The sequence below is a fragment of the Mucilaginibacter lappiensis genome (genome assembly GCF_050433765.1).
Classification (GTDB): Bacteria; Bacteroidota; Bacteroidia; order Sphingobacteriales; family Sphingobacteriaceae; genus Mucilaginibacter; species Mucilaginibacter lappiensis_A.
The window spans coordinates 252,473-279,186 of sequence record NZ_JBNPWP010000008.1; the positions used below are offsets into that span (position 1 = coordinate 252,473).

22 protein-coding genes are annotated in these 26,714 nt (G+C 39.0%); 13 read left to right on the forward strand and 9 right to left on the reverse strand.

Annotated features, from left to right (window positions below; genetic code table 11):
* Window positions 1-148 precede the first annotated feature (148 nt).
* A complete protein-coding gene (locus tag M2273_RS22765) occupies window positions 149-1,765 on the reverse strand; it encodes a DUF6377 domain-containing protein (RefSeq protein WP_429400080.1) in 1,617 nt (538 codons plus the stop codon).
* Between the two features lie 460 nt (window positions 1,766-2,225).
* Here M2273_RS22765 and M2273_RS22770 point away from each other — a divergent pair, with 460 nt between their 5' ends.
* Entirely contained in the window at window positions 2,226-5,210 is a 2,985-nt protein-coding gene (locus M2273_RS22770) for a SusC/RagA family TonB-linked outer membrane protein (protein ID WP_429400081.1), read from the forward strand.
* Window positions 5,211-5,228: 18 nt separating this feature from the next.
* Entirely contained in the window at window positions 5,229-6,971 is a 1,743-nt protein-coding gene (locus M2273_RS22775) for a RagB/SusD family nutrient uptake outer membrane protein (protein ID WP_429400082.1), read from the forward strand.
* A gap of 250 nt (window positions 6,972-7,221) precedes the next feature.
* On the opposite strand, the gene M2273_RS22780 is transcribed toward M2273_RS22775, so the two are convergent.
* The 4 genes from M2273_RS22780 to M2273_RS22795 all read right to left on the reverse strand — a co-directional run bounded on the left by M2273_RS22780 (window position 7,222) and on the right by M2273_RS22795 (window position 9,251).
* Window positions 7,222-7,656: a VOC family protein gene (locus tag M2273_RS22780; protein WP_429400083.1), complete on the reverse strand. Its 435-nt coding sequence runs from the start codon at window positions 7,654-7,656 to the stop codon at window positions 7,222-7,224.
* 33 nt (window positions 7,657-7,689) lie between these two features.
* A complete protein-coding gene (locus tag M2273_RS22785) occupies window positions 7,690-8,190 on the reverse strand; it encodes an SRPBCC family protein (RefSeq protein ID WP_429400084.1) in 501 nt (166 codons plus the stop codon).
* The gene (locus M2273_RS22790; protein WP_429400085.1) at window positions 8,190-8,507 is read right to left on the reverse strand and encodes an ArsR/SmtB family transcription factor; all 318 of its coding nucleotides are present in this window, start codon (window positions 8,505-8,507) and stop codon (window positions 8,190-8,192) included. The genes M2273_RS22785 and M2273_RS22790 overlap by 1 nt, the downstream gene beginning before the upstream one ends.
* A 318-nt stretch (window positions 8,508-8,825) precedes the next feature.
* On the reverse strand, window positions 8,826-9,251 hold the full coding sequence (locus M2273_RS22795) for an SRPBCC family protein (protein WP_429400086.1): 426 nt from the start codon (window positions 9,249-9,251) through the stop codon (window positions 8,826-8,828).
* A gap of 384 nt (window positions 9,252-9,635) precedes the next feature.
* Here M2273_RS22795 and M2273_RS22800 point away from each other — a divergent pair, with 384 nt between their 5' ends.
* From M2273_RS22800 to M2273_RS22840, 9 genes are all read left to right on the forward strand, one after another.
* Window positions 9,636-10,238 (forward strand): DUF6088 family protein, encoded by a 603-nt coding sequence (locus M2273_RS22800; RefSeq protein ID WP_429400087.1) that lies wholly within the window; start codon window positions 9,636-9,638, stop codon window positions 10,236-10,238.
* Window position 10,239: 1 nt separating this feature from the next.
* Entirely contained in the window at window positions 10,240-11,037 is a 798-nt protein-coding gene (locus M2273_RS22805) for a hypothetical protein (RefSeq protein ID WP_429400088.1), read from the forward strand.
* A gap of 22 nt (window positions 11,038-11,059) precedes the next feature.
* Window positions 11,060-11,386 carry a hypothetical protein gene (locus M2273_RS22810; protein ID WP_372979819.1) on the forward strand — a complete coding sequence of 109 codons (327 nt, stop codon included), beginning with the start codon at window positions 11,060-11,062 and terminating at the stop codon, window positions 11,384-11,386.
* Window positions 11,383-12,600: a PfkB family carbohydrate kinase gene (locus tag M2273_RS22815; RefSeq protein ID WP_429400089.1), complete on the forward strand. Its 1,218-nt coding sequence runs from the start codon at window positions 11,383-11,385 to the stop codon at window positions 12,598-12,600. The genes M2273_RS22810 and M2273_RS22815 overlap by 4 nt, the downstream gene beginning before the upstream one ends.
* Window positions 12,593-13,189, forward strand: coding sequence for a 7-cyano-7-deazaguanine synthase (locus M2273_RS22820; RefSeq protein ID WP_429400090.1), 597 nt, complete (start codon window positions 12,593-12,595; stop codon window positions 13,187-13,189). The genes M2273_RS22815 and M2273_RS22820 overlap by 8 nt, the downstream gene beginning before the upstream one ends.
* A gap of 2 nt (window positions 13,190-13,191) precedes the next feature.
* Entirely contained in the window at window positions 13,192-13,863 is a 672-nt protein-coding gene (locus M2273_RS22825; protein WP_429400091.1) for a nitroreductase family protein, read from the forward strand.
* Window positions 13,864-13,912: 49 nt separating this feature from the next.
* A complete protein-coding gene (locus tag M2273_RS22830; RefSeq protein WP_429400092.1) occupies window positions 13,913-14,914 on the forward strand; it encodes a type IV toxin-antitoxin system AbiEi family antitoxin in 1,002 nt (333 codons plus the stop codon).
* On the forward strand, window positions 14,889-15,731 hold the full coding sequence (locus M2273_RS22835) for a hypothetical protein (RefSeq protein WP_429400093.1): 843 nt from the start codon (window positions 14,889-14,891) through the stop codon (window positions 15,729-15,731). The genes M2273_RS22830 and M2273_RS22835 overlap by 26 nt, the downstream gene beginning before the upstream one ends.
* Before the next feature lie 508 nt (window positions 15,732-16,239).
* Complete coding sequence (locus tag M2273_RS22840) at window positions 16,240-16,836, forward strand: hypothetical protein (protein ID WP_429400094.1); 597 nt, start codon at window positions 16,240-16,242, stop codon at window positions 16,834-16,836.
* A 1-nt stretch (window position 16,837) separates the two neighbouring features.
* Here M2273_RS22840 and M2273_RS22845 read toward each other — a convergent pair whose 3' ends face one another.
* The 4 genes from M2273_RS22845 to M2273_RS22860 form a co-directional block, all read right to left on the reverse strand.
* A complete protein-coding gene (locus tag M2273_RS22845) occupies window positions 16,838-18,616 on the reverse strand; it encodes a hypothetical protein (protein WP_429400095.1) in 1,779 nt (592 codons plus the stop codon).
* Between the two features lie 68 nt (window positions 18,617-18,684).
* Window positions 18,685-19,659 carry a DUF4238 domain-containing protein gene (locus M2273_RS22850; RefSeq protein ID WP_429400096.1) on the reverse strand — a complete coding sequence of 325 codons (975 nt, stop codon included), beginning with the start codon at window positions 19,657-19,659 and terminating at the stop codon, window positions 18,685-18,687.
* Between the two features lie 180 nt (window positions 19,660-19,839).
* Window positions 19,840-21,516, reverse strand: coding sequence for a hypothetical protein (locus tag M2273_RS22855; RefSeq protein WP_429400097.1), 1,677 nt, complete (start codon window positions 21,514-21,516; stop codon window positions 19,840-19,842).
* Window positions 21,517-21,528: 12 nt separating this feature from the next.
* On the reverse strand, window positions 21,529-23,301 hold the full coding sequence (locus M2273_RS22860) for a hypothetical protein (RefSeq protein WP_429400098.1): 1,773 nt from the start codon (window positions 23,299-23,301) through the stop codon (window positions 21,529-21,531).
* A gap of 78 nt (window positions 23,302-23,379) precedes the next feature.
* On the opposite strand from M2273_RS22860, the gene M2273_RS22865 reads away from it, so the two are divergent.
* Entirely contained in the window at window positions 23,380-25,257 is a 1,878-nt protein-coding gene (locus M2273_RS22865) for a hypothetical protein (protein ID WP_429400099.1), read from the forward strand.
* A 30-nt stretch (window positions 25,258-25,287) separates the two neighbouring features.
* Entirely contained in the window at window positions 25,288-26,010 is a 723-nt protein-coding gene (locus M2273_RS22870; RefSeq protein ID WP_429400100.1) for a caspase family protein, read from the forward strand.
* The last annotated feature ends 704 nt before the right edge of the window (window positions 26,011-26,714 follow it).

Sequence of the window (26,714 nt, forward strand, 5' to 3'; positions counted from 1 at the left end):
CAGCAATATACTATTCTTTTCAGAAGATTTATAACTGCCTTATATCCTATGCTTTAAAGGGTGACTGCTAAGGTGAAGTATAGTCTCATATGAATTAGTTAAAACATTTTTGCAATTCGCCGTTTCCCTTAAATCAAAGCGTACTTTATTAATTAGTGCCCCTGTTATCAATAAACTTGATATCCATGATCTTCTGTTCAAAATCATCTGCAGGAACCAATGCTTTTGCTTTAATGCGCATTTTATAGGTGTAAACTGTGCTAACGCTGTAATCCAATATTTTGGCAATTGCCTCAAGATCATTTACCCCCAGCCGCATTAGCGCAAATATTCTGAGCGTTGCATTGAGTGTTTCACCAGATTTTGGCCAAATTTGATCTTCTTTTTTTAACAGCCCATTAAAAGCAGCAATAAAATTGGGGAACATCGTTAAAAAGACGGTATCAAGTGTATTGTATAATTGCCCTTTCTCTTCTTCGATGTGAATATTATTTAGAATTGTATTTACATCATTATATTTCCCAAGTTTAATATTGTGCTGCGTTTTGCGCTTTACTTTATCGAGTGTTCTGATATATGACGAACACGTTTTAAAGAACAGTCCGATAAGTTCCTCTTTTATTTTCGATGACTCCCAAAGCTTTCCGTTTACGTTTTCCAGTTCCTTATTTTTTTCATTTATCACTACTTCATTAGCTTTTATCCTCAGCATTTGTTTTCGGTAAATAACAAGCAGGAAAAACAACAAAACGGCAACAATCACAAAAATCAGAAACCCGATGAGCAGTTTATCTTTTTCATGTTGTTTTTCGTCAATCAGCTTACTTGCAACAAGGGGCAGAATAGACTCTATCTGTACAGCTCGGTTTCTTGCCCCATAAAATTTGGCATTCTTTGCAGCTTCCTGCATAAAAATGTAGGCATCAGCTGTGCTATTCATTTTAAATAATTCCTGCCCGAGTAAAAATACGGCCAGGGTTTCTTTGGTTGAGGAGCGAATGTCATTGATGGCAGCAAGTGCGAGAAAAAGTATTTTATCCTGACCTGTATATGCATAACTGATCCGGGTAGCAACCATCGCTACGCTATGTTCAGGCATACGACGCTTCATAATTAAGTTGTAGAAAAACAGCGGGGTCAGCTTATTGTTTTTCATCGAATCAGGAAGAAAAGCCAGGTTAATGGTTTTTTCGAATTCATTTGGAGGCGTTGAAATTTCAGCATTTTTAAAATCATCTGCTGATTGTTTGTAATATATCCTTGAAAAATGAGCGTCGTTGTCATAATCGCCTATCCCTGCATTTAATCGGGCATATAAAACCAGGTAATCGGTTTTAAGCGCATTAGTTAAACCGCTGGTATCAATTTTTTCCGTTACGTCAAAGGCCTCTTTATAAAACCCCGAATTTAATAAGGTGATTCCCAACAGGATTTCGCTCTGAATCAGATTTTTCTTTTTTTTAAATTTCACGGAAAGATCAATCATCTTTTTGACGTAAGTATATGCTGAGTCAAATTTAAAGGAATGGTATTCGTCGGATATCCTGGAATAAAGATCATATTGAGCATCAAAGTTGGTGGTATCGGTATGAAGCAAACGATACTGCAACAGGTTTATTCGCTTTTTTTTGTTGAGATCATGAAAGTTTTCCCTGACCAGCTCAAACTTTAAAACTTTTAAAAGACTATCTGATTTTACGTCTTGCGAATAACCATCAAAGCTGGCAAGCAAAAAAAAGTTAATAAAAAGTATTTTAATTTTCATCGCAGATCAGGTTTTTGAATTCAGGCTGTGCGCAAATTTTGCGTAATAGTATCGGGCAATGTTTAACCATCTTTCTCCCTCCGAATTTAATTCAACCATTTGGAAAAATCACCATTTATTGTCGGGTAGAACTGTACTGAAAACATTTTAACAAATGATTAAGGCATTCTAATCATTTCACAAGGCGGGTTTGGATAGCCTTTTTTGGCTAAAATCTGTTGAAATTGCTTAGATTTTTCGCCCCGATTAAAAATATATATTATTAATTATCAATTATATAGCTACTTATTTTTTTAGATTTTTGGCCTCAAGGCATATGCCTGCTGAGTAACATGCCCAATTCATGTTTTACTTTGACCTGCCAATTTAAAAGCGCCACGATGGTGCCAGCATTACCAATAGTCGGCTGCAGCGATGAATGGTAAATGCTTGTGTTTATAAACCAATTAACCAAACAATTATGCAAGTAAAAATTTTACGATTATTAAGTTGCTTTGCCTTGTTATGCTTTTTTGTGCTGCCCGCTATGGCACAAAATAAAATGGTTACAGGTAAAGTGACAGACTTAGAAACCGGTTCGCCACTTGCCGGCGTAACTGTTGCAGCCAAAGGATTAACGATTGGCACCAATACCGATACCAATGGTAATTTTAAACTTTCCATCCCCGGATCAGTAAACACCCTGGTAGTTTCTTTTATTGGCTACAAACGCCAGGAAGTGGGGGTAACTGATGTTACAACTTTAAATATAAAGCTGGAAACTGATCAGAAAACGCTGAAAGAAGTGGTTGTGGTAAGTGTAGGCTACGGAACCCTTGATAAGAAGGAGGTTTCCAGCGCTATTACGCACGTATCTTCAAAAGAGCTGCTTTCTGTTGCCAGCAATAGCCCTTTAATGTCATTACAAGGCAAAGTGCCGGGACTTACAATTTCAAATACTGCGGCTGCCGATCCAAACTCAACACCCAGCGTTCAGTTGCGAGGGGTTTCATCCCGTAATGCAGGTTTGGGGCCTTTGTATGTTATTAATAATGTGCCTGGCGGTAACATTGATAATATCAATCAAAACGATATTGAATCAATTGATGTGTTGAAAGGCGGTGCGGCATCGGCCATTTATGGTACCCGGGGCAGTAATGGTGTTATTATAATTACTACTAAAAAGGGGACATCTCAGTCGAGCTTATTTTATGATGGCTATACCAGTTTTGATTATATCACTAATAAATTACAGGTACTTTCTAAAGATGATTTCATCAAAAATAGGGTTGATAATAAGCAGGGGCAGGACTATGGGGGAAATACCGATTGGCTAAAATCGGTAAGTAATTCACCTTCATTTGGTCAAAAGCACACCCTTCAATTTTCAGGAGGTTCTGGAAAAACCAACTTTTTTGCGTCAGCCGATTACAGAAATGCCGACGGAATTGATCTCAGGGCCAATAAAAAGGAATATGGTGCCAGGGTTAATGTTAATCATACCTCGGCAGATGATGTTTTTACCGTGAGCCTGAATGTTGCTCCGAGATATGCAAATACAAACACTGCCGATTATGGTGGGTTTAATAATGCTTTAACCCTTAACCCCACACTGCCTATATATAATAATACAGGTCAGTATAACTTTATAAATACGGGTTTCTTTTCTAATAACCCGGTTGAAAATGCCAAACTCATTCAGGCACAACAGGAAATCAAAGAGCTGGATATGAACGGTACTTTTAAAGTGAATATTTTAAAGAACTTAAATACCGCAGTTACAGTTTCGGAAGTAAGTTCTTCCTTTAAAAACCTCAACTTCAGCCCCTCCACACTTAGCACTATTTTGCATTCAAACCCTGTCAATAAAACAAATTATGCTTCACAAGAGCAGATTGAAAATGATGTGAAGAATGTAGAATGGACAGGTAACTATTTTGCAAGTTTTGGTAAGCATGATATTAAGCTGTTGGGCGGGTATTCATATGCTTTATATGACTACCAACAGTTTAAGGCCAGTAATTATGATTTTCCATTCGACTCTTTTCTGTGGAATAACTTAGGTTCAGGTGCCTATAACGGGGGCGATAAAGGTAACGGGCAAGGGGCTGTTTCATCAACCAGGAACGGCTCTACGCTCATTGCTTTTTTTGGCAGGGTAAACTATACTTATGATAATAAATATATTGTAACCGGGAGCTTAAGGCGCGAAGGTTCTTCCAAATTTGGTCCTAATAATAAATGGGGGAATTTTCCGGCTGCATCGGCAGCCTGGAGAATTTCGGACGAAGGCTTTTTGAAAGATAAAATCTCGTGGCTCAATGACCTGAAATTAAGGGCAGATTATGGCGTAACCGGTAACCAGGATTTCGCAAGCTATCAGTCATTGCTTTTGTATGGTGGCTACGGTTATTTTCCATTTGATGGTACCTCGTACCAGGTATTTGGCCCGTCGCAGAATATTAACCCCAATTTAAGATGGGAAAAAGCCGTCAACTTTAACGTAGGGCTCGATTTTGATTTATTTAATAGCCGGATTTCAGGGTCATTGAATTATTATATCCGTACCAATAAAGATCTGTTGGGCAGTTATAACGTACCCGTACCACCAAATCCTCAGTCGCAAACCTATGCAAACGTAGGCACCTTAAAAAACTCAGGTTTTGAAATACAATTGAATGCAAGTGCTGTGAAGGGGCCGAAGTTTAAATATGACATCTCTTTTACCGCTGCATTAAACAATAATAAGTTTGTTTCTTTCTCCAATGATATTTATCAGGGAGCTCCATTTCAGGATGTCGCAGGCTTACCGGCACCTGGAAGTCCCGGTAATATTCAACGTATTCAGGAGGGTGAAAGGATCGGGGAGTTCTATACATTTAAATCGGCAGGGGTTGATAATACCGGGGCGCTGCTGGTTTATAAAAAGGATGGGAGTATAGTAACTGCCAATAACGCCAGTAATGATGATAAGCAGTTTGTAGGTAATGGACTGCCTAAATGGACTGCCTCACTGGGTAATACTTTCAGATATGAGAATTGGGACCTGGGTATATTTTTACGGGGGAATTTTGGATATAAGATATTTAATACTCCTGCTTTTTATATCGGGACACCATCTACCCAGGCAGATGCCAACGTGCTTACTTCTGCCTATAACAATAGTAAATATGCCAAGCTTACTAATTCTTCTACCACTTCCATAGCCTCCGATTATTTTCTTGAATCAGGTTCTTTCGTAAAAATTGATAATGTTTCATTGGGGTATTCGCATCCGGTGTCATCTAAATATATACACCGTTTCAGAATATATGCTACCGGAAGAAATCTCCACACATTTACAAAATACACAGGCGGCGATCCAGACCTTGTTCCTGTAAATGGACTAACACCAGGAGTAAATACCACCTTGAATTATTATCCATCAACGCTTCAATTGCTGTTAGGTGTTCAGGTAACTTTTTAACCTTTAACTTTTGTAAAGATGAAACGCATAAAAAATTTAAGATATATAAGCGCGGGCACAATGCTCATTGTACTGTTATTGGCAGGCAGTTGTACCAAGCTTGATGAGAAAGTGTATGATAAAGTTGCTGTTAATCAGTTTCTGACCCGCAGAGACGATGTGATCCGTGATTTTTTAAGGCCCTTTGAACATGCATATTGGAGCATACAGGGTAATGATATTTATGCAGCCAGCGAAGATTGTACTGATGAACTTGCCACTATAAACCGGCAGGGCGACTGGCAGGATGGTGGTTATTACCAGCGCATGCATTACCATACCTGGACCATTAATGACGGGTTTACCAGCGGCGCGTGGACAGCCTTTTATCAGGGTATTTCACTTGCAACCAATTCTCTGCAGGATATGGAGGGCATCAAAGATCCGGCTAAACTAAATGTTACTCCTGTTGAGTTAGCTGATTTTAAGGCCGAATTAAAAACGCTGCGTGCCTGGTTTAATTTAAGGGCGCTTGACTTTTACAGAAATATTGAGATTGTTACCGATGTAAAAAGCTCAACACAGGGTAATAAGCAGGTGCCCCCGCAAGAGGCCTTTAACTTTATAGAATCGGAACTGAAAGCAGCCATTCCTGATTTGCCAACACGGGAGAGTTTGGGCGACCAGGGCATTGGAAGATGGACCAAAGCCGGTGCGGCCGCATTGCTTGTACGCTTATATTTAAATTCAAAAGTATATACAGGGGTCGATAAGTTTGCCGAATGTGCCGCAGTTTGTCAGGACATTATTAACGGAAAGTATGGGGCGTACGCGTTAGATACCCGCTGGGATGCGCCTTTTGATTACACTAATAGTACAACAGCGTCCGAAACCATATATGGTTTCCCGGGTAGCTTATCACGTACACACTGGCAATACGATGGCGGCATGTTCTTTTTCGCGATGACCTATGATGCAGCACCCCTTTATTGCGGATTTACCGATTTTGGTCAGGCTAATCCAAAATATGCGCTGCAACCAGGCAGAGATGTGGATAGTGTGGAATATAATTTTACTTTAGGAAAGCCACTGATCAAATTTCAAAAATACGCTGATGACTATCGCCTCAAACTGTATAAAAATCTGGGTAACAGCAAAAGGGAAGGTATGTTCTTATTCGGTTATCTGCCTTATCAACATAATGTTAACGGGAAAATAGTAACCGATACTGTAAAAGGAAATAAAGGAGATTACCCCTTGTTTATCCGCGATCAGGTGGGCATGTTCCTGGATACCAAGCCCGGCAAAAAAATAGCCGATAAGGAATCTGACATGAACCATGGGGATCATAACTCAGGAGTATTCTTTTTAAAGTATCCTCTTTACCCAACTCCTGATCCTAACAGGATAACATCGGCTTATGCAGAAATCAGGCTGTCGGAGATTTATTACTCGCTTGCAGAGTGTAAATACAGATCGGGCGACAAGGCTGGGGCCGCGGCATTATTAAACGCGGTGAGGAAGCGTAACTATCCTGCAAATTCTGCAAGTTTATATAAAAGCGACGGAAGCCAGTTAACAGATCAGGAAATACTTGATGAGTGGGGGCGTGAATTTTTGGGAGAAAACCGCCGCCGTACCGACCTGATACGCTGGGGTGTATTCAGCACAGGCACCTGGTGGGATAAAAAGCCCGATGGAGATAAACACACCGAAATATTTCCTATTGGTAAAGATATTTTGGGCGTGAATCCTCAGCTGGTGCAAAATCCGGGATATTAATCGAATCAACTGCTGCTCCGGATCCGTATAGGCGGTTTGATGGGAAAAAAGGCAGTAAGATAAGATTTCCCCAAAACAAAAGCCTGCAATGGTTATTTGCAGGCTTTTGTTAGTTTAATATCATTTACCTGGCGGAGAGGGAGGGATTCCAATCGAACACCTGATACCATTTTTGATGTTTTTAGAGACTTTAAAAATTTAAATCGGATTTAAAGAGCATGTAAGGTGCCACTTTTTTCTTCGGTTAAACTTACCCGTTATAATTGGGGTCAAATTCCACGATCCATTCAATACCATATTTGTCCCTGAACATGCCTGCGTAGGTACCCCACGGGCCGTCACCAATGGGCCCTTCAATATCTCCACCTGCCGATAGGCCGTTAAATATCTGGTCGGCCTCTTCTTTGTTTTCGGCACTGACCACTATTTTAGACCTGTTTTCGTTTTCGTTTACCCGCCCCATAATTTCAGGAACATCATTGGCCATCAATACATTGTGTTTGCCAATAGGTAAAGCAATGTGCATTATTTTGTTTGCTTCATTTTCGGCGACCGGAAATTCAGCGCTCGCCAGGTCTTTGAAACGAATGATCTTTGCGAACTCGCCGCCAAAAACTGATTTGTAAAAAGTAAACGCTTCTTCGGCATTTCCGTTGAAGTTGATCCATGGATTGATTGTTCTCATAATTTTTATTTTTAGATGGTTAATTTTTTCTGCTTATGATTTCTGCGATAAGGTTGTCAAGAGGTCTTCCAGGTTTTTTAAGGTTATGGTGAAGCCTATTTTGAAGCCCTCTAATAATTTCTCCAATCGCTCAAACGATTCATTGAAAATGGTAATGTCCACTTTGGTTATGCCATTTTGTTCGCTGAAATTGTAATCCCATTCAGAACCCGGCAGTTCACGATTTTCGTCTTTATCTGCAAACGCGTTGTACATCTTAAAATTGGTTTTCGGGGTAATCGATGTAAATTCCTGCACCGCCCAACGCTCCTGCCCGTCTGGGCTTATCATCGCGTAAAATCGCCGCCCGCCTACCTCAAAATTCATATACTTGGTTTTGGCGCGCATAGGTGCAGGTGCCCCCCATTGGTCCAGTAGTTCGGCTTTAGTAAAGGCATCCCATACTAAAGACTGCCCGGCATTAAATTCCCTGGTTATATAAACCGTTTTCGCTGCTTTGTCAACATTAAAATCAAATAGCAAATCGTTGTTCATTATTTCTGTTCTTTAATTATTGTTAATAATTGGTCAAGTTGGTTAAATTGAGTTTCCCAGTTTTGCCTGAATTGGGCTAACCAATGGTCAAACTCCTGCATCTTTTTGGCGTTAAAGTGATAATAGATCTCTCGGCCACTCTGCTCGGGTTTAATCAATTCGCATTCGTGCAATACTTTAATATGTTTTGATACTGCTTGGCGGGTCATATCAAATTTTTCGGCCATTACATTTGGCGTCAAAGCCTGAATGGCCAGTAAGGTCAAAATAGCTCGGCGTGTAGGGTCGGCTATGGCCTGAAATATATCTTGTTTCATCTTAATAATACTAAATAAGCAACCTTCAGGTTGCAAATATATATGCAACTTTTGAGTTGCGCAAATATATTTGCATTTTTTTTGTCGGGTATAATGACGGGAAGTTTAATGGTAATTGTGGTATGCGTTACAATAACTAACCAAACCATGCCTTACTTTACATGAAGAAAGGATTCGAACTTGCAAACATTCATAACCATAGTTTTATAAATGCCTAGGGGAAAAAGCCGTGCTTTTTTAAAAGAATGCAACTTTGAAACTTCTAACCCATTTAGATTCATGCGATGGTTATTGAAGTCCATATAATGGATGAAAGGGTTAAATTTGACGGTTTTCAGTTTGTTGTCTGATGAGTTCAAGGGTTGCCCCCCAATACAGTTCCAGGTGTTTGCGGATTACTTCGTCGGGAAAATTGCTAATGGTAAGGTCTAGTCTGGTTTGGTTCTTTTTATATGTCAAATTAAATTCCAATATACAGTAACTTTCATCGGCATCAGGTAGGTTGGAGAGGGAACTTAAAAAGCTATAAATGAGTTTGGTATCGGGATCAAAGGCCAAGATCGTTCCTGAGTTATTGAATGGGATTCCATGTAGATCTCCACTAATGATTATTGTACTGCCCACTTTCCAATCCGTTTGTATTTCAACAGGGGTATCGTATGTCCACTGCCGGATAAACAGAGGGAGAGTAAGAGTATCCCAAACCGCATATGCTGGAGCGCTGATAAGAATGTTTCTTCGCATTATTTCAATAGCTTCTAAAATACAAATAGAAGAAATTTATAGTTAACGAAGAAGTCCTTTTCTCCCGAAAGGGATGTAATTCATTGCATTTAAATTAAATAGGGTGCTCGATTTCGAGCACCCCTGTCATTTTGAGAAATCATTCTCCTTATGCGGAGAGGGAGGGTGCAGAACTTTTGTCTGCAACTAACTCACTGTCAATATGTTAACATGATCGTTTTTTCGAACTCTACGAATCACGCAATGGGCGAATAACTCTAATTGTTCCAGCAAAAATACGGAATATTTCCGTTATTAAAAGACCAGCTATAGCATAAATAAGATACATTAAATTAAATATTTATAATTTATTTTGTTACCTTTTTAGATATATTTGTAACACAATTGAATTCAATTCATCAAAATATTGCAACACGGATAAAAGGCTATGCTATAGGCAGCATCCTCTTTCCCTGTGATTTTAGGGGTTTAGGTTCTGAAGATGCAATCAAAATGAGTTTGAGCAGGCATGCGAGAAACGGTCTGGTGGAACGGCTTGGACAAGGCGTGTATTTGAAAGTAAAGGCTAAGGGCAAGACTGCCAAACCGACTATGGAGCAAATTGCTTTAGCGATTGCAAAAAAAGAGAAAATCAAGATCAAACCGTCAGGCGAGTTTGCATTGCATAAGCTTGGAATGACAGCCAATCTTCCTGATGACCTTATCTATATCACCGATGGCGAACCCCGTAATATCCTGATAGGCAGTAAGCGTCTTATTTTCAAATCTACAACGCCTAAGAAATTGCGCCTATCAAATGGGATCAGTGGTTTGCTTATTCAAGGATTAGAAGAGCTGGGAAAAGATGCACTGAATGACCAGCTTAAAAACCAGGTTTCGGCACAATTAAAAAAAGAAGACGAAAAAAATGTTATGGCAGATCTCCAACTGGCACCCGCTTGGATATATGATCTGCTTTATAAATTAAATCAACAGCTAACAAGGTAATATGAAAATGCAACTTAAAGTAGATTTTAACGAACACGGTACCGATGAAACATTTCTGTGGCACCAGGCAAAGGAGGTATTGCAGCATCTGCCTAACGAGCAGCAAGAACTGATGCCAGGCCTGAAGTGGGGTTCGGTCTTTCAGCTCTATACACCTGCTTTTTGGAAATACCAGTACCTCACGAATAGCTTCCCGGCTGACACCGAAACACACCGTCTCGCGGGCTCAGTAAGGGATGAGATTGTCATGTGTATGCTGGGCGGCTATGGCATTCCATCCGAAATGGGAATCATTGCTTTTGATCGTCTTAAATCGGAGTGCTTGATCCAACCATTTATTAAGCTGGAAGTATTAATGGAGGCGTTAAGCCGGCCATTTGAATTAGGAAATGGAAAAAAAGTGAGGTATCGTTTCGCTCGCCAGAAGGCTGAATACATTTATGCTTTTTTAAATCGTTCAGACATTAACGATATTCCTGCAACGAACGACCTGTCTTTACGCGAGTGGCTGATGTCTGTAAAAGGCATTGGTTATAAAACGGCTTCCTGGATCACACGCAACTGGCTCCGGAGCGAACAGGTGGCTATCCTGGATATACACTTACTCCGCGCAGGAGTGATTACTGGTTTTTTTCACCCGGATTATAACCTGAATACCGAATACTTGAATCTTGAACAGCGTTTTCTGAATTTTTGTCTGCAGCTGGAAGTCAGGCCATCAGATATGGATGCGATTATTTGGCACTATATGAAAAAAAATAATAAATTAGCGTTAAATATTTTAGCTTCAATTACTTAAACCTTTTTCAATAAACCTTTTCATGTCAGGAAGTTCAGGCGGTTCATTTGGTGGGGGATTCTCACCTGAGCCAAATTGTGAGAAATTAAATATCAAAATTAACTTAGCATCCCCGGTGCCTGAAGTGATTGATGATCTGGTAACAGGTGAAGTCCTCACGGTAAGTCTGGACGGTCCTGCTGGGCCAATAACCGCAGTTACTACCGACGGTGACGTTGCAGGCGCAATCTTGGTATCAGACCCCGCCAAACTCATTAGTTGTATGAATGATGGGTTTAATTTTATGGCCAAGGTATTATCGAAAACTGGAGGTGACTGCCAGGTTGCGATTTATTGTATCGGCAAATGATTGCAATTACAGGCGGAAATTACCGGGAACAATGCCTTCACCCGGATTTCGATCAACAGTTCGGTTCCGGGCTAAGAGCGTGCCGAGCAATAAATGCATTGGACACCAACACTGTTATTGAGTTTCATACTTTTTGTACAAAGGAGAAGGAACTCTATTTGGATATGTTTGAAAGCGCATATAAAATAAAAACCCATAAATACCATACCCAAGATGATATCGGATTTTACTATGAGTATCCGCTGAAGACTCCGACAATATATCCCCGGCCCGATTTGATCCGAAAAGCTAAACCAATCATTTTTGAGGCGCAACATGTCCTTTATTTTGGTATGCTGGAAGGTAACGCTATTGTTAAAGGGAAAAAAGTAGTATATGACCCTCAATCTCCAGTCTGTCCAAAATCTTTTAAACAAACTAAATCACAAGCAGATGAACTGGTTGTTGTAATCAATTTCAAAGAAGCCCAAAAAATAACGAAAAAGAAAAAACTGGCCGATATCAGGAAGTTTTTCTTCAATAAAGAGAAAGTCACCGCCCTGGTTATTAAGATGGGCCCCAAAGGAGCGATGGTTTATACCGCCACTGAACAAGCTGTTATTCCGGTTTATAAAACTGGAGCGGTATGGCCTATCGGTTCGGGCGATGTTTTTGCTGCCATTTTTGCTTATCATTGGATGGAGGGAAACAAGTCGCCTATCGAAGCTGCTCAAAAGGCCTCTTTCTCGACGGCTATATATTGTAATTCAAGAAGTTTCCGTTTTGAATATCCCGGAGACCGTGAAAATATTACACCAATCGAGATACCGGAATATCCTGAAGGAGAAGTTTACCTCGCAGGGCCCTTTTTTACCTTTGCTCAGCGTTGGCTGGTGAACGAAGTCTTAAATAATTTGACTCATTTAGGAATGAGAGTTTTTTCACCGCTACATGAGGTTGGCTTAGGTGAACCAGGTAGCGATGTAGCCAAACAAGACCTGGATGGTTTAGACAGGTGCACTATTGTTTTCGCGATACTGGACGGGTTAGACTCAGGGACGTTAGTAGAAATAGGTTATGCGCTGAAAATGGGCATCCCGGTGATCGCTTATGTAGAAAATGAAACCAACGAAAACCTGACCATGCTGGTCGGTACTGGTTGTACTATTGAAAAAGATCTTACCACGGCTCTTTATAAATGCTTATGGTTATTAGCTGAAAAAGAAAATGCCTAAAACAGCCATTTTACTTTCCGGTGGTATCGACTCCATAGCGCTGACTTATTGGAAGAAGCCAGATATTGCTATCACTGTGAATTATGGACAGGCACCTGCTGAAACAGAAATCAGGACAAGTGCGACCGTAGCTAGTGTTTTAAACATACCGCATTATATCGTAACGGCAGATTGCAGCAAGCTGGGTAGCGGAGATTTGCTCAATCAGAAGGCGTTAAACGTTTCACCCTCTTCTGAATGGTGGCCGTACCGCAACCAGTTATTGGTTACTCTGGCCTGTATGAAAGGCATCGCTTTAGAAGTTGGAGAATTGATGCTGGCTTCTGTTAAATCTGATGGCTTTCATAAAGATGGTACAGCGCAGTTTTATCAGTTAATGAGCCAGCTCATGGAATTTCAGGAAGCAAATATCCGCATCACCTGTCCGGCTATTGAAATGACTTCGGTTGAATTAGTGCAGCAGTCTGGTGTCCCTGACAGTTTGCTTCATTGGGCCCATTCCTGCCATAAATCAAACATTCCCTGCGGAAATTGCCGGGGCTGTAATAAATACCGGGAAGTGATGTATGAATTGCAGCAGGGAAAATAAATATGAGCAATCCGACACCTAAATCCCGGGAAGATACAGTCCCCATGTTTGCTTATCCGGTCAAAGAAAAGACAAAATTACAGCGACCAATAACCGGTGATCATAACGCTGACTTCTTTGAAATTGCGATGACCAGGCATTCTACCCATAGTTTTGGAGCTTTACTTCCGGGACAGCTTGACCACTTACTTTGGTTCGCTGCCAAAGCTTTAGAAACGCGGGTGCAATCTGATGGTTATGTGCTTTCGCATCGTCCAAGCCCTTCCGCGGGCGCACGGCATCCCATTGATATTTTGGTTTGCAGCAATGCATCGCAACCAACGGTTGCTTATTATAACCCCTTTGAACATAGCTTAAATACATTAAGGTTAGATTTGGTGGTAGTAACTGAATTAGTGGCCCATATCAATACCGCTGTTGATATGCAGCAAGGCGTTTTTTTATGGTTGTTGGCACACCCATCCAGAACTGCAGCCAAGTACGAACATCCTGAAAGTTTAATCTGGCGGGATGCAGGGGCGCTGCTACAGCAAATTCAGTTAACGGCCATTGCGTTAAAACTAAGCAGTTGCGCTCTTGGTACTTTAGCCGAACCATTTGCGAGCCAGCTATTCGAAAACATAGGTAGTGTAGTATCAGCTGGAGGAATAATAGTTGGAAATTTGGATTTGTAGTTTGTTCACTTTAACTTAGTGTTCACAAATAAGTGAACAGGAGTAAATAGTGAACATAGAAGAGCAGGTCATTTATAAAGTTATACAGGTACTGCAGGAACGAACCGGGCTGAAAGGGCGGTGGTATGCGCGTACAGGTAGAAAGAATGTAGATGGCCAGTTAGAGTTAAAAGGAGATCGTCACAAATACATATTTCCGGTAGAGTTTAAACGAGAAGTTAAACAGATTCATTTTCCGCAGTTCCAGCAAACCCGGGAACAGGCTGGAGATGTCATCATCATAGCGGAGACAATTTACCCTGCGATACGGGAACAACTCAGGAATCTGGGACTGAATTATCTGGATGCAGCGGGCAACTGTTACATTAAAAAAGATGACTGGCTGTTTCTCATCGACGGTTTTAAAACCGAGCAGGTAAACCCTGTTAAAAAAGACCGAGCTTTTAATAAAACCGGACTGACCTTGCTGTTCCATTTCCTTAACGACGAAAATTACCTGAATGTCACTTATAGACAAATGGCGGACGACTACGATATCGCCCTGGGTAACATCAACTATATTATCAACAGCCTGAAAGACCAGGGCTTTGTAATACAATTAGATAAAAAGAACTTGCGTCTTGCCAGAAAGAAAGAATTGCTGGATGAATGGATCGCGGCCTATGAGGAAAAGTTGAAGCCACTGTTGAAAATAGGCGATTTTAGGTTCATTAACGGAAACGAAAAGGAATGGGAAAAAATACCCCTCACCAACTACGAAACTCAGTGGGGCGGTGAACCAGCAGCCAAGTTGCTGACCGGCTACCTTAAACCTGGAAAATTAACGCTATATACGGTAGAAAGCAAGACGAACCTAATCAAAAAATATCGTTTAGTCCCCCAGGATAACGCTATACTAATGGTCTATAAGAAGTTCTGGAAATTTAATCTTCAAAACGAAGATACTGTTCCGCCTATATTAGCCTATGCCGATCTGATCAATACCGGCGACCCAAGAAATCTGGAAACCGCACGAAAACTTTACGATGGATTACTTAAAGATCAATTTTGAAGAAATGCGGTTCGGGGCCATGCGAGCCACCTTTGAATCTTTAGAAAGAGGGTTCAGACAATTTGATATTGATTATTATTTGATCGGTGCTTTTGCACGCGATCTCTGGATGAATCACATCGAAACACTACCGGTAAGGAGAACGACTTTAGACGTGGATTTTTCCATATACATCAGTAGTCATAATACTTTTATCGCCCTTAAAGATTATTTAAAAGAATCAGAGGGCTTCCAGGCCGACAAAGAGCCCTATCGTTTGCATGCCCCTGACGAAACTATTATTGATCTCATTCCATTCGGGGGAATTGAGCGGGATCATATGGTTTACCTGGAGGGTAGCCCGCCAATGGATCTTTCGGTGTTTGGTAATATGCAAGTACTAGCCCATGCCGCAAATATTCAACTGAACGGGATTGATTTTAAAATTTGCACACTTCCGGGATTATGCATACTCAAACTGATTGCCAGCCATGAAAAACCGGAACGGCTTGCGAAAGATCTGGGCGACTTTTACTATATTTTAGAAAACTATTTTGAAATCGCCGGCGATACGATATACGAGGGTGAATATGAAGATTTGATCGATGAGGATTTTGAGCCACTGATCGCAGCCGCCAAAATGCTTGGGCGCCAACTGTTACCCATATTGAATGACTCTGCAGTGTTAAAAAATACTTTTGCTGCCATCCTTGATAAATTAAAACAGGGGTTTTCAGATCCGGAAATCGATCAAATGTACTTACATGAACCAGCCGACCAGCAAATCAAAAGAATAAAACTTGTTAGCATTTTGCAACAAGAAATTACCAGCCGCTGATCTTTTACATGTAAATTAGCGAGAAGTGATTATGATTTGCAGGCCATTAAGAAAGAAAGCGTCTATGTTTATTTTAAAGCGCAAAAGATTATGAAACGAGTTGCCCTGAACACATCGTTATTTCCTTTCAAAATTCGATCGTTGATAATAAATAGTTATCAATGGTTGGTCATTGATATCGTATGTAAAATAGCCAGAAAAACATTATTCATATTGTTTTTTCAGACATGGACATGCCGAAAAAACAATATGAATATTATACTTTAACATTATTTAAAGTTTAAATTTTGGCAGCAAAAAGCCTTTAGCGATATTGCGCAACTTAAACTTAAATAAATCATGAAAAACCTAACTCGCATATATACAAATCCGTTGATTAATAATACCCCTGGCTTTCAAGATGTAAGAAACCTTGTGCAAGGGGTCATAGCAGCTAAGGGACAAAAAGGACGTGTGTTATTGGTTACAGGTCAAAAGCAACAAACCGAAATTGTCGAGCAGCTCGTTAATGGAAAATTTTCAAAAACGAAGCCGACCATTTCCGGGCACCAAAGTATTTACTGTTCATCAAGCAATTAATAGTATTCGCTCTGTCGAGCAAGAAGCATTTGTATCGCTCGGGTTATCAAGCGATGAATTGTTAGCGTTAGAATCGGAGATCAATTCCGACTTCATGATAGTTGCGCCTTGGTATAATGGCTCAGTTGACAAGTGGGCAAAAATCACCGGGGCAATCGCTTACCCTGCACAAACAGTAGCCACTCCATATCCACCGGTTAGTTGCCTTTTAGAGCAGGCCTTATTAAATCTTCAGTCGATAGGTGACGAAGCAAGTCACCCTGGCGATCGAAGTTTGATAAAAACAGTTTTTACAGTCGTTTTAGAAAATAACATTTCAACTAATACCGATGAAATGGAAGCCTATTTGTTTGCAAAATCAGGATGGTCAAAACGTAAAATTGATAAAGTTTTGGACATATTAAATACTTTAAAGGCCGGAGGACAGACCAGGGATGCGCTGCTTGACAATCGGCCCCAAATGTATGATCGTTGGCAGAAAGCTTGTGAGCCTGATACAACGTTAGCTCACAAAATAAAAAACTAAGTTATATTTCCTGGTCAGTTATAAACAAGGGTTTAAGGATATCCATTTTTTTAACTCTGTCTCTCTCTTTTTCTTCTTTATAAATGTCACTTAATTCTTTAATATACTCGGGTTTTATTGAAACCAGGTGTTTTCTATATTCATTGAGCCAATTGTAGGTTGCCATAATTTCTTCATATTGCTTTTTATAAAATGAAGCATCACTGCCAATGATAGATTTCAATTCATCAAATCTTGACCTCAATTCGGAAACTTTTATTGCAAAAAGCGAAATAGGATTAGGCAAATCGGAGGTTAGATTAGAGAGTGTATTAAATAAATCAACCGTCTTTTCATATAACTCAAACTTGATTCTGCTCCAAATCATGTCGTAGATACCGCTTTCAGCTAAATGCCCATTTTCAAAATCATCCCAACGGCCAAGCACTTCGGCAAGTTTAGAATTTTCGGGATATTCCTTTGCCCTTTGCCGTAACTTGTCTAACAGCTTAAAGAACCTGTTAAAATCTTCTACCGAAATTAGATATAGTTCAATGTTACTATTCAATAGATTATTTAGGGTGATTTGTTCATCCTTCAGACTATTGAAAACATCCAATATATAGTCGAGATCGTATAGCAAATCCAGCGCTAAAATTTTAAAGTCATTTCCAACGGAATTGCCAGTATGTAAGAACCTATTTCGTAAACGTGGCAGGATGTATTCAAAATAATCAAACGTGCTTTCGTGGTAGTCATAGAATGGCCGTACGGCCGACACTTTATTAGGAAGCGAATTGAACTTTTTGTCCGGTTTGAGTAACGCGGTCATATCAGAAAAAATTCCCTCTACCTGAGGTAAAGCAAGAGCTGTAAATCCGTACCAAAGTTCATTTTCAAAAAGCCTCTTCAATTCTTCGAAAATCGGTTTGCGATCCCTAAGCAAATTATTCACTGCAACATAGTAACTCAAAATCCCGTGAAAAACATGCTCGGGTGATTTAGTTTCCGCAAGCTTCGAATAAAACTGATTTACTTCGCCATTCACATATAAATCTTCCAGTTCCTGCCTATTTATCAATAACTCGTTATTACCCAAGCGGTGTCTGTAAGTATTAATTAGCTTATAGTCAAAGTAGGGGTTAGCAAATGGATGCCACCACCGATATGGACGATCCTGTAATTCAATGATCCATTGAGTTTGTACGCCACCTAATTCATGGTCATTAATGGATTTTTCAAAAGCGCGTTTTTCGATATTGAACGTCAAATATTTTACGATGATATCACGCTCTTTAATGCATCGGGCGTAAAAATCCAATCGAATTTTATCCTCGTGCTCGCCTCGTTTTGTACCTTCGTTTAGGTAAGTTTTAATGGCCGATTCATTAGTTTCATAGCGTTGGATCAGGGTCAACAAATACCGCAAATCTTCACGAACCATCTGGTCAAGCTTATTCAGGTTGTTTTTAGGCAGATCGTTAAAACCAAGAATATGCCTAAAATAGTGAAACACCGGATTATACCAAGCAGAATGGCCATCCCATAACTGTTCAATTATTTTACCATCATGATAAAATCTAAGCTTACTGAGTACTTGTTGGCAACAATTTTCGAGAGCAATGATATCGAACATATTGATTGCCTGGTCAATATCTAATTGTTTAATAGAAAATCTTACGATTGCCGCATAGTCATCCGCAAATTTTAATTCATTAGGCAATGTTTGAAAACATTGCTTTCTGATCTGATTAACTGCTGGGTAATTATCATTTAGGCTTTCAAGGGCAATAAGGCTCATCCCGTAAATATCATAGAAATCTCAATCAATCATACCTCATTTTTAAAAATTGTATCGAAACAAGATGACTATTTCTTAATTATCAATTTGTCGGCATATTCTGTCAGGATATTTTTATTGGGGCCAAATACTATTTTATTATAGTGGCGAAACAACATCCCATTTGAGGTTTCGAGCATATCCTGGGGTGCTGGCCCCTTGGCATATACCTTCATAGCAGGATTTTTCAGGAAATATGGGTCACCTTGACTGTCTGAAATCGTTAAACATAACGATGACGTTAAGGGAAACACAAAAACAAAATCTTTCTGCAAAAAGAAATTATGAATTTCGCCATCTTCACTCATGGAACTACCCGGGTTATCGCTTGTAATGAAATTACCGGGAGACTCTAAAATAACCCAAGGGCAATGGATAAAATTCATCATAACGGTTTCTAATGCTATCCTATAACCATCTTCCTTGCGCATCATTGTGGACAAATGGGCTTTCTGCTTAAAGTCCTTGTCGTTAATCAGCATTTTCCTGATTTTCTCATTCAAATCCAGCATGTCTTTCAAGGATGCACCATGAAACTTTTTGAAATATTCCTCATCCTCTGAAAGCTGTTTTTTAAGTTCATCCGCCGCCTCATTGACAACCTTCGCATGATTCGGTTCGATGTACTTATCCCGGAAATATTTGTTACGCAGTTTTATATCAAAGATAATTTGAATTAAAAAACCGGCATCACCGATGGCTAATGCTTGCCCGGCCTTTATCTGATCGATAAGTTTATGATAATGGTTTTCGTATCGGTGGAAGCTCTTTTCTACGACATACTTATCCCCATTGTCAGACACATTAAAGCCGGTCATATCTCCAACAGTATAGAAATCTTCCTCGTAGCAAATTTGAGAAGGGGCGTATTCTCTTGGGTATGGCCTCTTGCCGCGCTTCGCAAATAATTCCAGATTCAAGGTTTGTAGTTTGCCATTTTCATTCGTGAAGCCCTGTAAATAGCAACGAGGAAGGAAATGCTGATCCTTTATATTTTCTTCCATTTTAAACTAAAAAATGAGATTAAAGATGCAGGTTAATATGCTCAATTTGCAATTAATTGTAGTAAAGTCTTTAATTGGGTATATACTAAAATTAGCTAAGCAAAATTATATTTCAAATACCTGGCGGGCATCTTAATTGGCGAAAACTTACGTATCAATCGCATATTATCGCTTAATATTTCAATTTCCAGCCTCCCGTTCATATTGTTCTATAACTTCGATAAACATTTTGGGCTGGCTAACACGGCCACCGAGAGTTTGTTCTAAATGATATTTTATGAACTGATCGAACGGAAAGGTGTCATTTATTGGATCACCCGTATTGATATATTTGATATAAGATTCAATGGCCTGAATCAGGTCAATTTCACTATCGCTAAAATTGTCTTGAAGCTTAATCAAAGTTTCTATATTTATCAAGATAAGGTTTCCAACCCGTTCGTATTTTAAAGATGAATCTGATACGTAACGTTTCATCTTTTCATTTAGGAAGTAATTAACTCCACAGCTTTCAAGGCTCACATCGGTATGAACGATTATTGGATAAATAATGGAATGATGATGCTTTCCATCTAATCCTTTCTGTTCATAGAGTCCGGATTCGATTTGCTCTATACTATTCAATAATTGGGTTATACCTTTTTTCTTCCCTTTCGAATCTTTTTCCAATTTTTCAAGGATTCCTGATTTAATTTTCTCGATAGAACTCTCATATTTAATGGATGCAGGGATTAGAATATCCTTAAATTCAAAAAGCAAAATTATGTCATCTTTCCTGATATAATAATCAGATTCACCGCTAAGAAGCTTAGCCTTCATTTCAGCTCCCGTGTAAGTTACATTTCCATAATCCGCAAAACATTGTTTCATCACTGAATAAAACAAGACGTGTTCTGAAAAATCGTCCCCCATTTGTTGCTTTAACTTTGGGAATTTAAGGCCCGTTACCTCTGCAAAATCGAACAAAAAGCCATTATATAGTTTGTCAATAAAAAACCTAAAATCAAGAAATACATAGGTTTTATCATCGGCTTTTAATAACGGATAAGATCGCAACTGCTTAAAATCACTATCTAAGGTGGCATGACCATTTATGATCATCCGATTTAGAAAGTGCAGGCCATTGGGTGTTGTGTCAAAAAACATTTTCGGGGATGGAGGTTCAGCAGTCATCACGCTTAAATATGGTGTAATTAAGCGCCATAGGTAACTTTTATAAGATGACAGCCCGAGATCTGCAAGGTAAGACTGAAGTAATGGCGTAAAGCCTTGGTTCCCCTCACAATATTTAAAAAAGTAATAAATCTTTAAAAATTGTATGTCATACTCTTTAAATCGCTCATTTTCTACGTTCCTAATTTGAACTTGAAGAATCCAATCAACAAAATCGTCAAAGCTTCCGTTGTCATCCCAGGCAAAGACCTTGCTTTGAAATTCCACCTCTTCGCTATTGAAATGCAGTAATGCCTTAAACAATAGAGAATAATCCTTACGGTCCAAAGTGCGATCAGATGCAGCATCGGCATTCACCAAAAGATATTGTATCAAATTGAGGCATGACCTTCTTTCCAGCAATTTGAAAGCTGCGGAGTTAACAACTGCATTATTATTTTGAATAAACGCCAGTAAATCACGTTGGTCGGTCGATTCAAGCCTCATCATCCATTCGTACAATTTACCGGACTGAAACCTCAAATCATTCCTCTTTCTGAGGTTGAATAAATGCAATAAATAGGCGATGAACTCGACTGCAGGAGTTTTGGGAATCGTTTTAAAGGCTTGTCCGATTTCAAACTTGCTGTCAAAAACGCTATCATAGGTAATCAATATTTCTCTTTGAAACTTTACATTATCCATAGACCTATTCAATCAACTTTTGCGTTTTTTATCAAACAACAATCTCCCAAACTCCATAAAAATCGCAGGGGTCTTTCTTTTCTTTCTAAACAATCTTAAAAAGGCTCCAAAGGTTAGTGTGCTATCGTAAACAGCTTGGGTGATGCCCAACTTACCTAAAGCTAAAAAGCCCTCCTTATAAGCCCAATATTTCGATATAAATTCATCCAACTGAAATTTCCCACTTTTAAAATCATCCTGGAAAATTATTAAGGTATCCACATCGATCATCGTAAGTGGCTTAATAGCAATTCGGTCTTGTAACCTAAGCAGGCCGGGATCATTGAGCAATTCCTGTTGAAACCAATGATTTATAATCTCATTTATACCAGGTGTAGAAAGCCCCTGATCAACAAATAATAAAACAGGATAGAATGTTAGGTACTTATTTTCTAAATCTTTATCAAAAGGTAATTCATCAAATACCGCACGCTTAATATTATTTATTAGCTGCCTGACGGCTTTCGGTTCTTCTTTTATTCGATCTTTTTTTGGTGTTTCTTTATACCATAGTTTAGACTTTAATTCGGCAATGATCCGTTCAATATTAAATGACTGTTTTGTTAACCCACTGACAAACGTATCCTTTAATTCAAATAGAAAAATATTATCAAAATTTCGTGCGTAATAATCAGGTTCCGCAATAAAATCGGGCGCATATTCCCTTCTTATTTCATCGCCTGAAAATCTAATGTACTTACCTTCTGCAAAAATTGAATTAAGAACCTGCTTTGCCAGGAATGACTCTGAAAATTCGTCATTTAAATACCCCTTGAAATCACCTTTTGTAAATAACGCTCGATTTGATTTTATAATAGCATTAAATTCAAAAAAGAGGGAGTTATACATTTTGTTGTAAACCAACAAATTATCAACGATAACAAATTTTTCAGAATTGATTTGAAGCAACGGCTTTGATCGGGGTAAAATAAAATCATGTTGTGAAAAACCGCTATCATGGCTATCAATTGCCAGGCGTTTTAAAAACAACCTTGATGTTTCGGCACGGGGATTATTAGGGTCAACTGTTAGATAAGCTAATCCATCCTTATTATTTTTAAAGGCGTGATCGACAACTGGAAAAATAGCTTTGAAATACTCCTTCCAGTTTCCGACGCCACACTCACCTAAAAACACTGCAAGTACATCGGGTAAATTTGCTTCAGCAAATTGAAAGAAATAAACAGCTTTGACAAATTGAGTTATCATTGCATCACCGTCGTCGATATGGTTTAAATCATGATAGGGTAACAACATAGCTGTCATTGTAAGTCCCATCATCATTATTACGCCGACGCCTTTTGGAACGCTTTGTACTACTTTCTGTGAATTAAAATTGGCAACATAGATTTCGTTGATAAAAAGATAGGCCTTAAATAACCGTTCGTGGGTGCCGGCAACATCGATAATCCTCTCTACATTATTTTCACTTTGCCCGTAAACCTCCAAAAAATATTGCAACAGGGTTAAATTAGACCATATATTAAGCAGCCGCAATTTTGCCAATTCATCTCCACCATACCCATGTTCGATACGGAATAAGTATTGATTAACCAATGGTGATTTATCCCCAAACCAAAAAACAACCTCGTCAACGTAATTTTTAATCTGTCCTTCCCGAACAATAAAGTTCAGCCTTGCGATAATCGGAAAAGCCACCTCAAAATCAACCCCAGAAATTAAAGATAAAATCTCCCCATGTTTGTCCCCCTGAAATTCAGGGAACAAATATTTGTATTCGAGCATAGTCATATTATTTACCTTCATAAGCCGATATGTGGTGAATTTTATATTTTTATACCTCTAAGCCAATAATCACAAATTATGTCTAATAATAAAGTCGACGAATATTTCAAAAATCTACCCATCGGCATTGTCTCACCTGTATCAATGGACAATCCAAATGAACCTATACAAATATACTCAGGAGAATTTAAGCTTAAGTTAGCTGACAAAGAATACGAGGTAGACGGCAATATATTTTTTAAATGGTATCCGGATATGGGAGTGAAATTTAAAGCTACTTTTTTAAATAGCCAGGTTTCACCATTTAACTCGGAAGACGAATTTGAAATTCTGGTAAAAGACCAACCTATTGGTAAAATAAAAATCACAGATCTTAATTATTTAGATGAACCCATTTGCGGGGGATATGCCAATCGGTTTGTTTGGGGAGAAGGTAATATTCCAGTAACCGAGGTAACATTTGCAATTCCGAACATGCGCGAGTTCTTTGGTGAACCCATAAAAATGACTACAGCGGCGGGCCAGGGAATGCGCGCATCCCGACTTACATTAGACGATAAACCTTATAAAATTGTACTTGACAAATATTCCGATTATAATGAGAGGCTCAATAAACTTGACGAGCATGGCGGATATTTAATCACCTACGCTGGAAAAATCATGAAACATAAGGGTTCGATCAGCCTTGAAGATTTGCAAAAATGGCACGATAGATTTTATCACTTTCTTTATTTTTTAAATGGCCGAAGAATTGCGCCCATGTTTTATGCTGGTTCGTTTGATGGACAAAATGTTTGGACTGACTATTCAACTTATTATACTGTTGACAGTCATAAGGTGGTACCATGCTGGTCGGATGTGATGTATTTAAACGACTTACCAGACTTATGGAAAACTTACAACAAACTTTGGAAAGTTGAAAACAACCAAGACTTTCTTATCACTGCAATACATTGGTATGTTGAAGCCAACGCAAACGCGGGAATGGTGGAGGGATCAATTATTCTGATTCAAACCGCACTTGAATTAATTTACAACTGGCTAATTGTCGAAAAACAAAAAATAATAATTGGAGGTGATGCCGAAGGTCTAACTGCAGCTAATAAAATTCGGTTGATTATTTCTCAATTTAAGATAAAAGCTGAAATACCTCCAGCATTTGCAGAATTGGCAACATCATTCCCTAATGTCAAAGACGGCCCCGAGGCGTTCACAAAAATTCGCAACGCGCTGGTACATGGTCAGGAAGCTAAGCGATCCGAGTTGAAAGGCATAAAACTAAAAGCAAAATACCAAGCTTTACAACTCGGGATTTGGTATGTCGAGCTGTCCCTTCTATATATTTTAGGATATAAAGGGAAATATAGAAACAGGACCAGCGGTAAAATATGGAGGGATACAGGAACACTGGTGCCATGGGTAAATGATAAAACTTATAAGGTAGGCAAGCCGTCTGATTTTACGGATGATGAAATAAGCACCTTTCTAGAATTATTAGAAAAACAAAACAAGGTAAATGACCCTTCAGAGCAAAAAATTAAACGATGCAAACTTATAGCCATTGGATATTCATGGGAGAAACCGGTTGCAATTGGTGCTATTAAACCTAAAACGGCGTCTGATTTTACGGCAGCAAAGGCAAATCTGCCAGATTTAGCTAAAGATTATGATTGGGAAGTCGGGTATTTCTATACCGAGCCGGCGTTTGAGGGCCGAAGATTTTCTTCTGCTTTATTGAGCCAATTGCTTACAAAATATGGGGATGGCAACCTGATGGCAACTACAGAAATTCGTGAAGGTAACCGCATGGTCGATAGCCTTGAACATCGGCGTTTTAGGCAAGTTGGCGCGACCTGGAAAAGCGCGATTAGTAACAATGACTTGAGGTTATTTCTACGTGAAAAACAAGCTTTAAGTCCTAATTTATTTCAATTCACTGACGAAGACTTTGAATAAAGTAAGCAGCATCGCCGTAAATTTGCAGTAATGAAACGTCAGATACTTATAATTACCGGGCATCCCCATAACGAAACACAAAAAGCTCAATTGCAAATAGTTGGCAAATATTACAACGAGTACTTTAAAAGCAATACTGGTGGAGCATACGAGGATGCAGAAATAACTAATCTTGAAACCCCAAAAGTAAATGAAATTCAAGATCTACTAAAGGAGGATAAAAAAATAGATTTCGCCGTGCTGGTGCTTATTGGCCATGGAGCGACACAAGAAGGCAAGCAATTATTTCAAATTAACGCCGACGAAATTATTAACCCCGGTCAAATCGAACTAACCTTAAAGAAACAATTGGTTGTAGTTGAAAGCTGCCGGGTAACGGCTATTTCTGATCACCCGGTTGTAGATGTTACGGACAAAATTGCAAGTTTCAAGGATGGCGGTAAAATTAAGTTCCCTATAAGCAAGGCAAAATCAAAGGAGTTATATAATGCGGGAGTTGAGAAGTGCAATGATGGTTTAGTAGTTTGCTTCGCCTGTGATGAAGATGAAAAAGCAAGCAAATTGCATTTTACCAAAGCATTAATTGAAATGTCAAAAAATTGGAGCGCCAATCCTCAACTTGATTCGGCAGTTGCATCGATTCAAGGAATTATGGTGCCGGTTGCCGAACACGTAAAAAAAGAATCAAATGATAAACAATCACCGCAAATATGGGGAACGGAAAAATTCCCTTTTGCGATAAGCAGATACTAAGCATATGGATTTTACTAAAATGACAATTGCCGATCTTAAAGCGGCATACGATTTTTCAAAGGTATGATAGAAGAATGCCTGACGAAGGCTAAAAAAGAAGGAGTACCAATTGAAAAAGTACCAGTGTATAAGGATTGGGTAGAAATCGAAGGCAAACTTTATGACGAATTGAACAACCGGATTTTGTTAAGTTGATTCTGAGCTTTAACGCAAATAAAAGCCTTAAAACGAATAGTTTTAACGCTTTTTATTATTGCCTGAAATTTTCCTGTGAATAATATACCTTATATAACGGCGGATTGACTTCACGAAAGGCTATCATAACTTTATTTCCGACAAAATATAAAGAAAACACCAAAAGATAGTTATGAATGAATACTCGTCATCTGACCGGATTTAGGTCAATAAAGGATAACTGAACATTATTAATTAACAAAACGAATGCATTTGAGCATATGCAATTAACTTCTAAATCAATCACAACATCCTTCTTGGAAACCCGCATATAAATTTATCGCTATAACCATTTGATGCTAAAATATCTATCATCAGTTTTTGGATCAATAAATCCCCCTTTAAATATATTCTTCAAAGCTTAAACGAACTATGTGAATATTCCGCCGAATAGGGACCACCATTCCGCTGCAAAAGGGACCAGTGATGTAAGGTGTAAAAGAGCAGTCAAAGCTCCATCATCACTAAGC

What these genes read in the sequence shown, in the direction of transcription:
- M2273_RS22765 (WP_429400080.1), bottom strand. Translation starts at nt 1,765, where the DNA reads ATGAAAATTAAAATACTTTTTATTAACTTTTTTTTGCTTGCCAGCTTT.
- M2273_RS22770 (WP_429400081.1), top strand. Translation starts at nt 2,226, where the DNA reads ATGCAAGTAAAAATTTTACGATTATTAAGTTGCTTTGCCTTGTTATGC.
- M2273_RS22775 (WP_429400082.1), top strand. Translation starts at nt 5,229, where the DNA reads ATGAAACGCATAAAAAATTTAAGATATATAAGCGCGGGCACAATGCTC.
- M2273_RS22780 (WP_429400083.1), bottom strand. Translation starts at nt 7,656, where the DNA reads ATGAGAACAATCAATCCATGGATCAACTTCAACGGAAATGCCGAAGAA.
- M2273_RS22785 (WP_429400084.1), bottom strand. Translation starts at nt 8,190, where the DNA reads ATGAACAACGATTTGCTATTTGATTTTAATGTTGACAAAGCAGCGAAA.
- M2273_RS22790 (WP_429400085.1), bottom strand. Translation starts at nt 8,507, where the DNA reads ATGAAACAAGATATATTTCAGGCCATAGCCGACCCTACACGCCGAGCT.
- M2273_RS22795 (WP_429400086.1), bottom strand. Translation starts at nt 9,251, where the DNA reads ATGCGAAGAAACATTCTTATCAGCGCTCCAGCATATGCGGTTTGGGAT.
- M2273_RS22805 (WP_429400088.1), top strand. Translation starts at nt 10,240, where the DNA reads ATGAAAATGCAACTTAAAGTAGATTTTAACGAACACGGTACCGATGAA.
- M2273_RS22810 (WP_372979819.1), top strand. Translation starts at nt 11,060, where the DNA reads ATGTCAGGAAGTTCAGGCGGTTCATTTGGTGGGGGATTCTCACCTGAG.
- M2273_RS22815 (WP_429400089.1), top strand. Translation starts at nt 11,383, where the DNA reads ATGATTGCAATTACAGGCGGAAATTACCGGGAACAATGCCTTCACCCG.
- M2273_RS22820 (WP_429400090.1), top strand. Translation starts at nt 12,593, where the DNA reads ATGCCTAAAACAGCCATTTTACTTTCCGGTGGTATCGACTCCATAGCG.
- M2273_RS22825 (WP_429400091.1), top strand. Translation starts at nt 13,192, where the DNA reads ATGAGCAATCCGACACCTAAATCCCGGGAAGATACAGTCCCCATGTTT.
- M2273_RS22835 (WP_429400093.1), top strand. Translation starts at nt 14,889, where the DNA reads ATGGATTACTTAAAGATCAATTTTGAAGAAATGCGGTTCGGGGCCATG.
- M2273_RS22840 (WP_429400094.1), top strand. Translation starts at nt 16,240, where the DNA reads ATGGAAAATTTTCAAAAACGAAGCCGACCATTTCCGGGCACCAAAGTA.
- M2273_RS22845 (WP_429400095.1), bottom strand. Translation starts at nt 18,616, where the DNA reads ATGAGCCTTATTGCCCTTGAAAGCCTAAATGATAATTACCCAGCAGTT.
- M2273_RS22850 (WP_429400096.1), bottom strand. Translation starts at nt 19,659, where the DNA reads ATGGAAGAAAATATAAAGGATCAGCATTTCCTTCCTCGTTGCTATTTA.
- M2273_RS22855 (WP_429400097.1), bottom strand. Translation starts at nt 21,516, where the DNA reads ATGGATAATGTAAAGTTTCAAAGAGAAATATTGATTACCTATGATAGC.
- M2273_RS22860 (WP_429400098.1), bottom strand. Translation starts at nt 23,301, where the DNA reads ATGCTCGAATACAAATATTTGTTCCCTGAATTTCAGGGGGACAAACAT.
- M2273_RS22865 (WP_429400099.1), top strand. Translation starts at nt 23,380, where the DNA reads ATGTCTAATAATAAAGTCGACGAATATTTCAAAAATCTACCCATCGGC.
- M2273_RS22870 (WP_429400100.1), top strand. Translation starts at nt 25,288, where the DNA reads ATGAAACGTCAGATACTTATAATTACCGGGCATCCCCATAACGAAACA.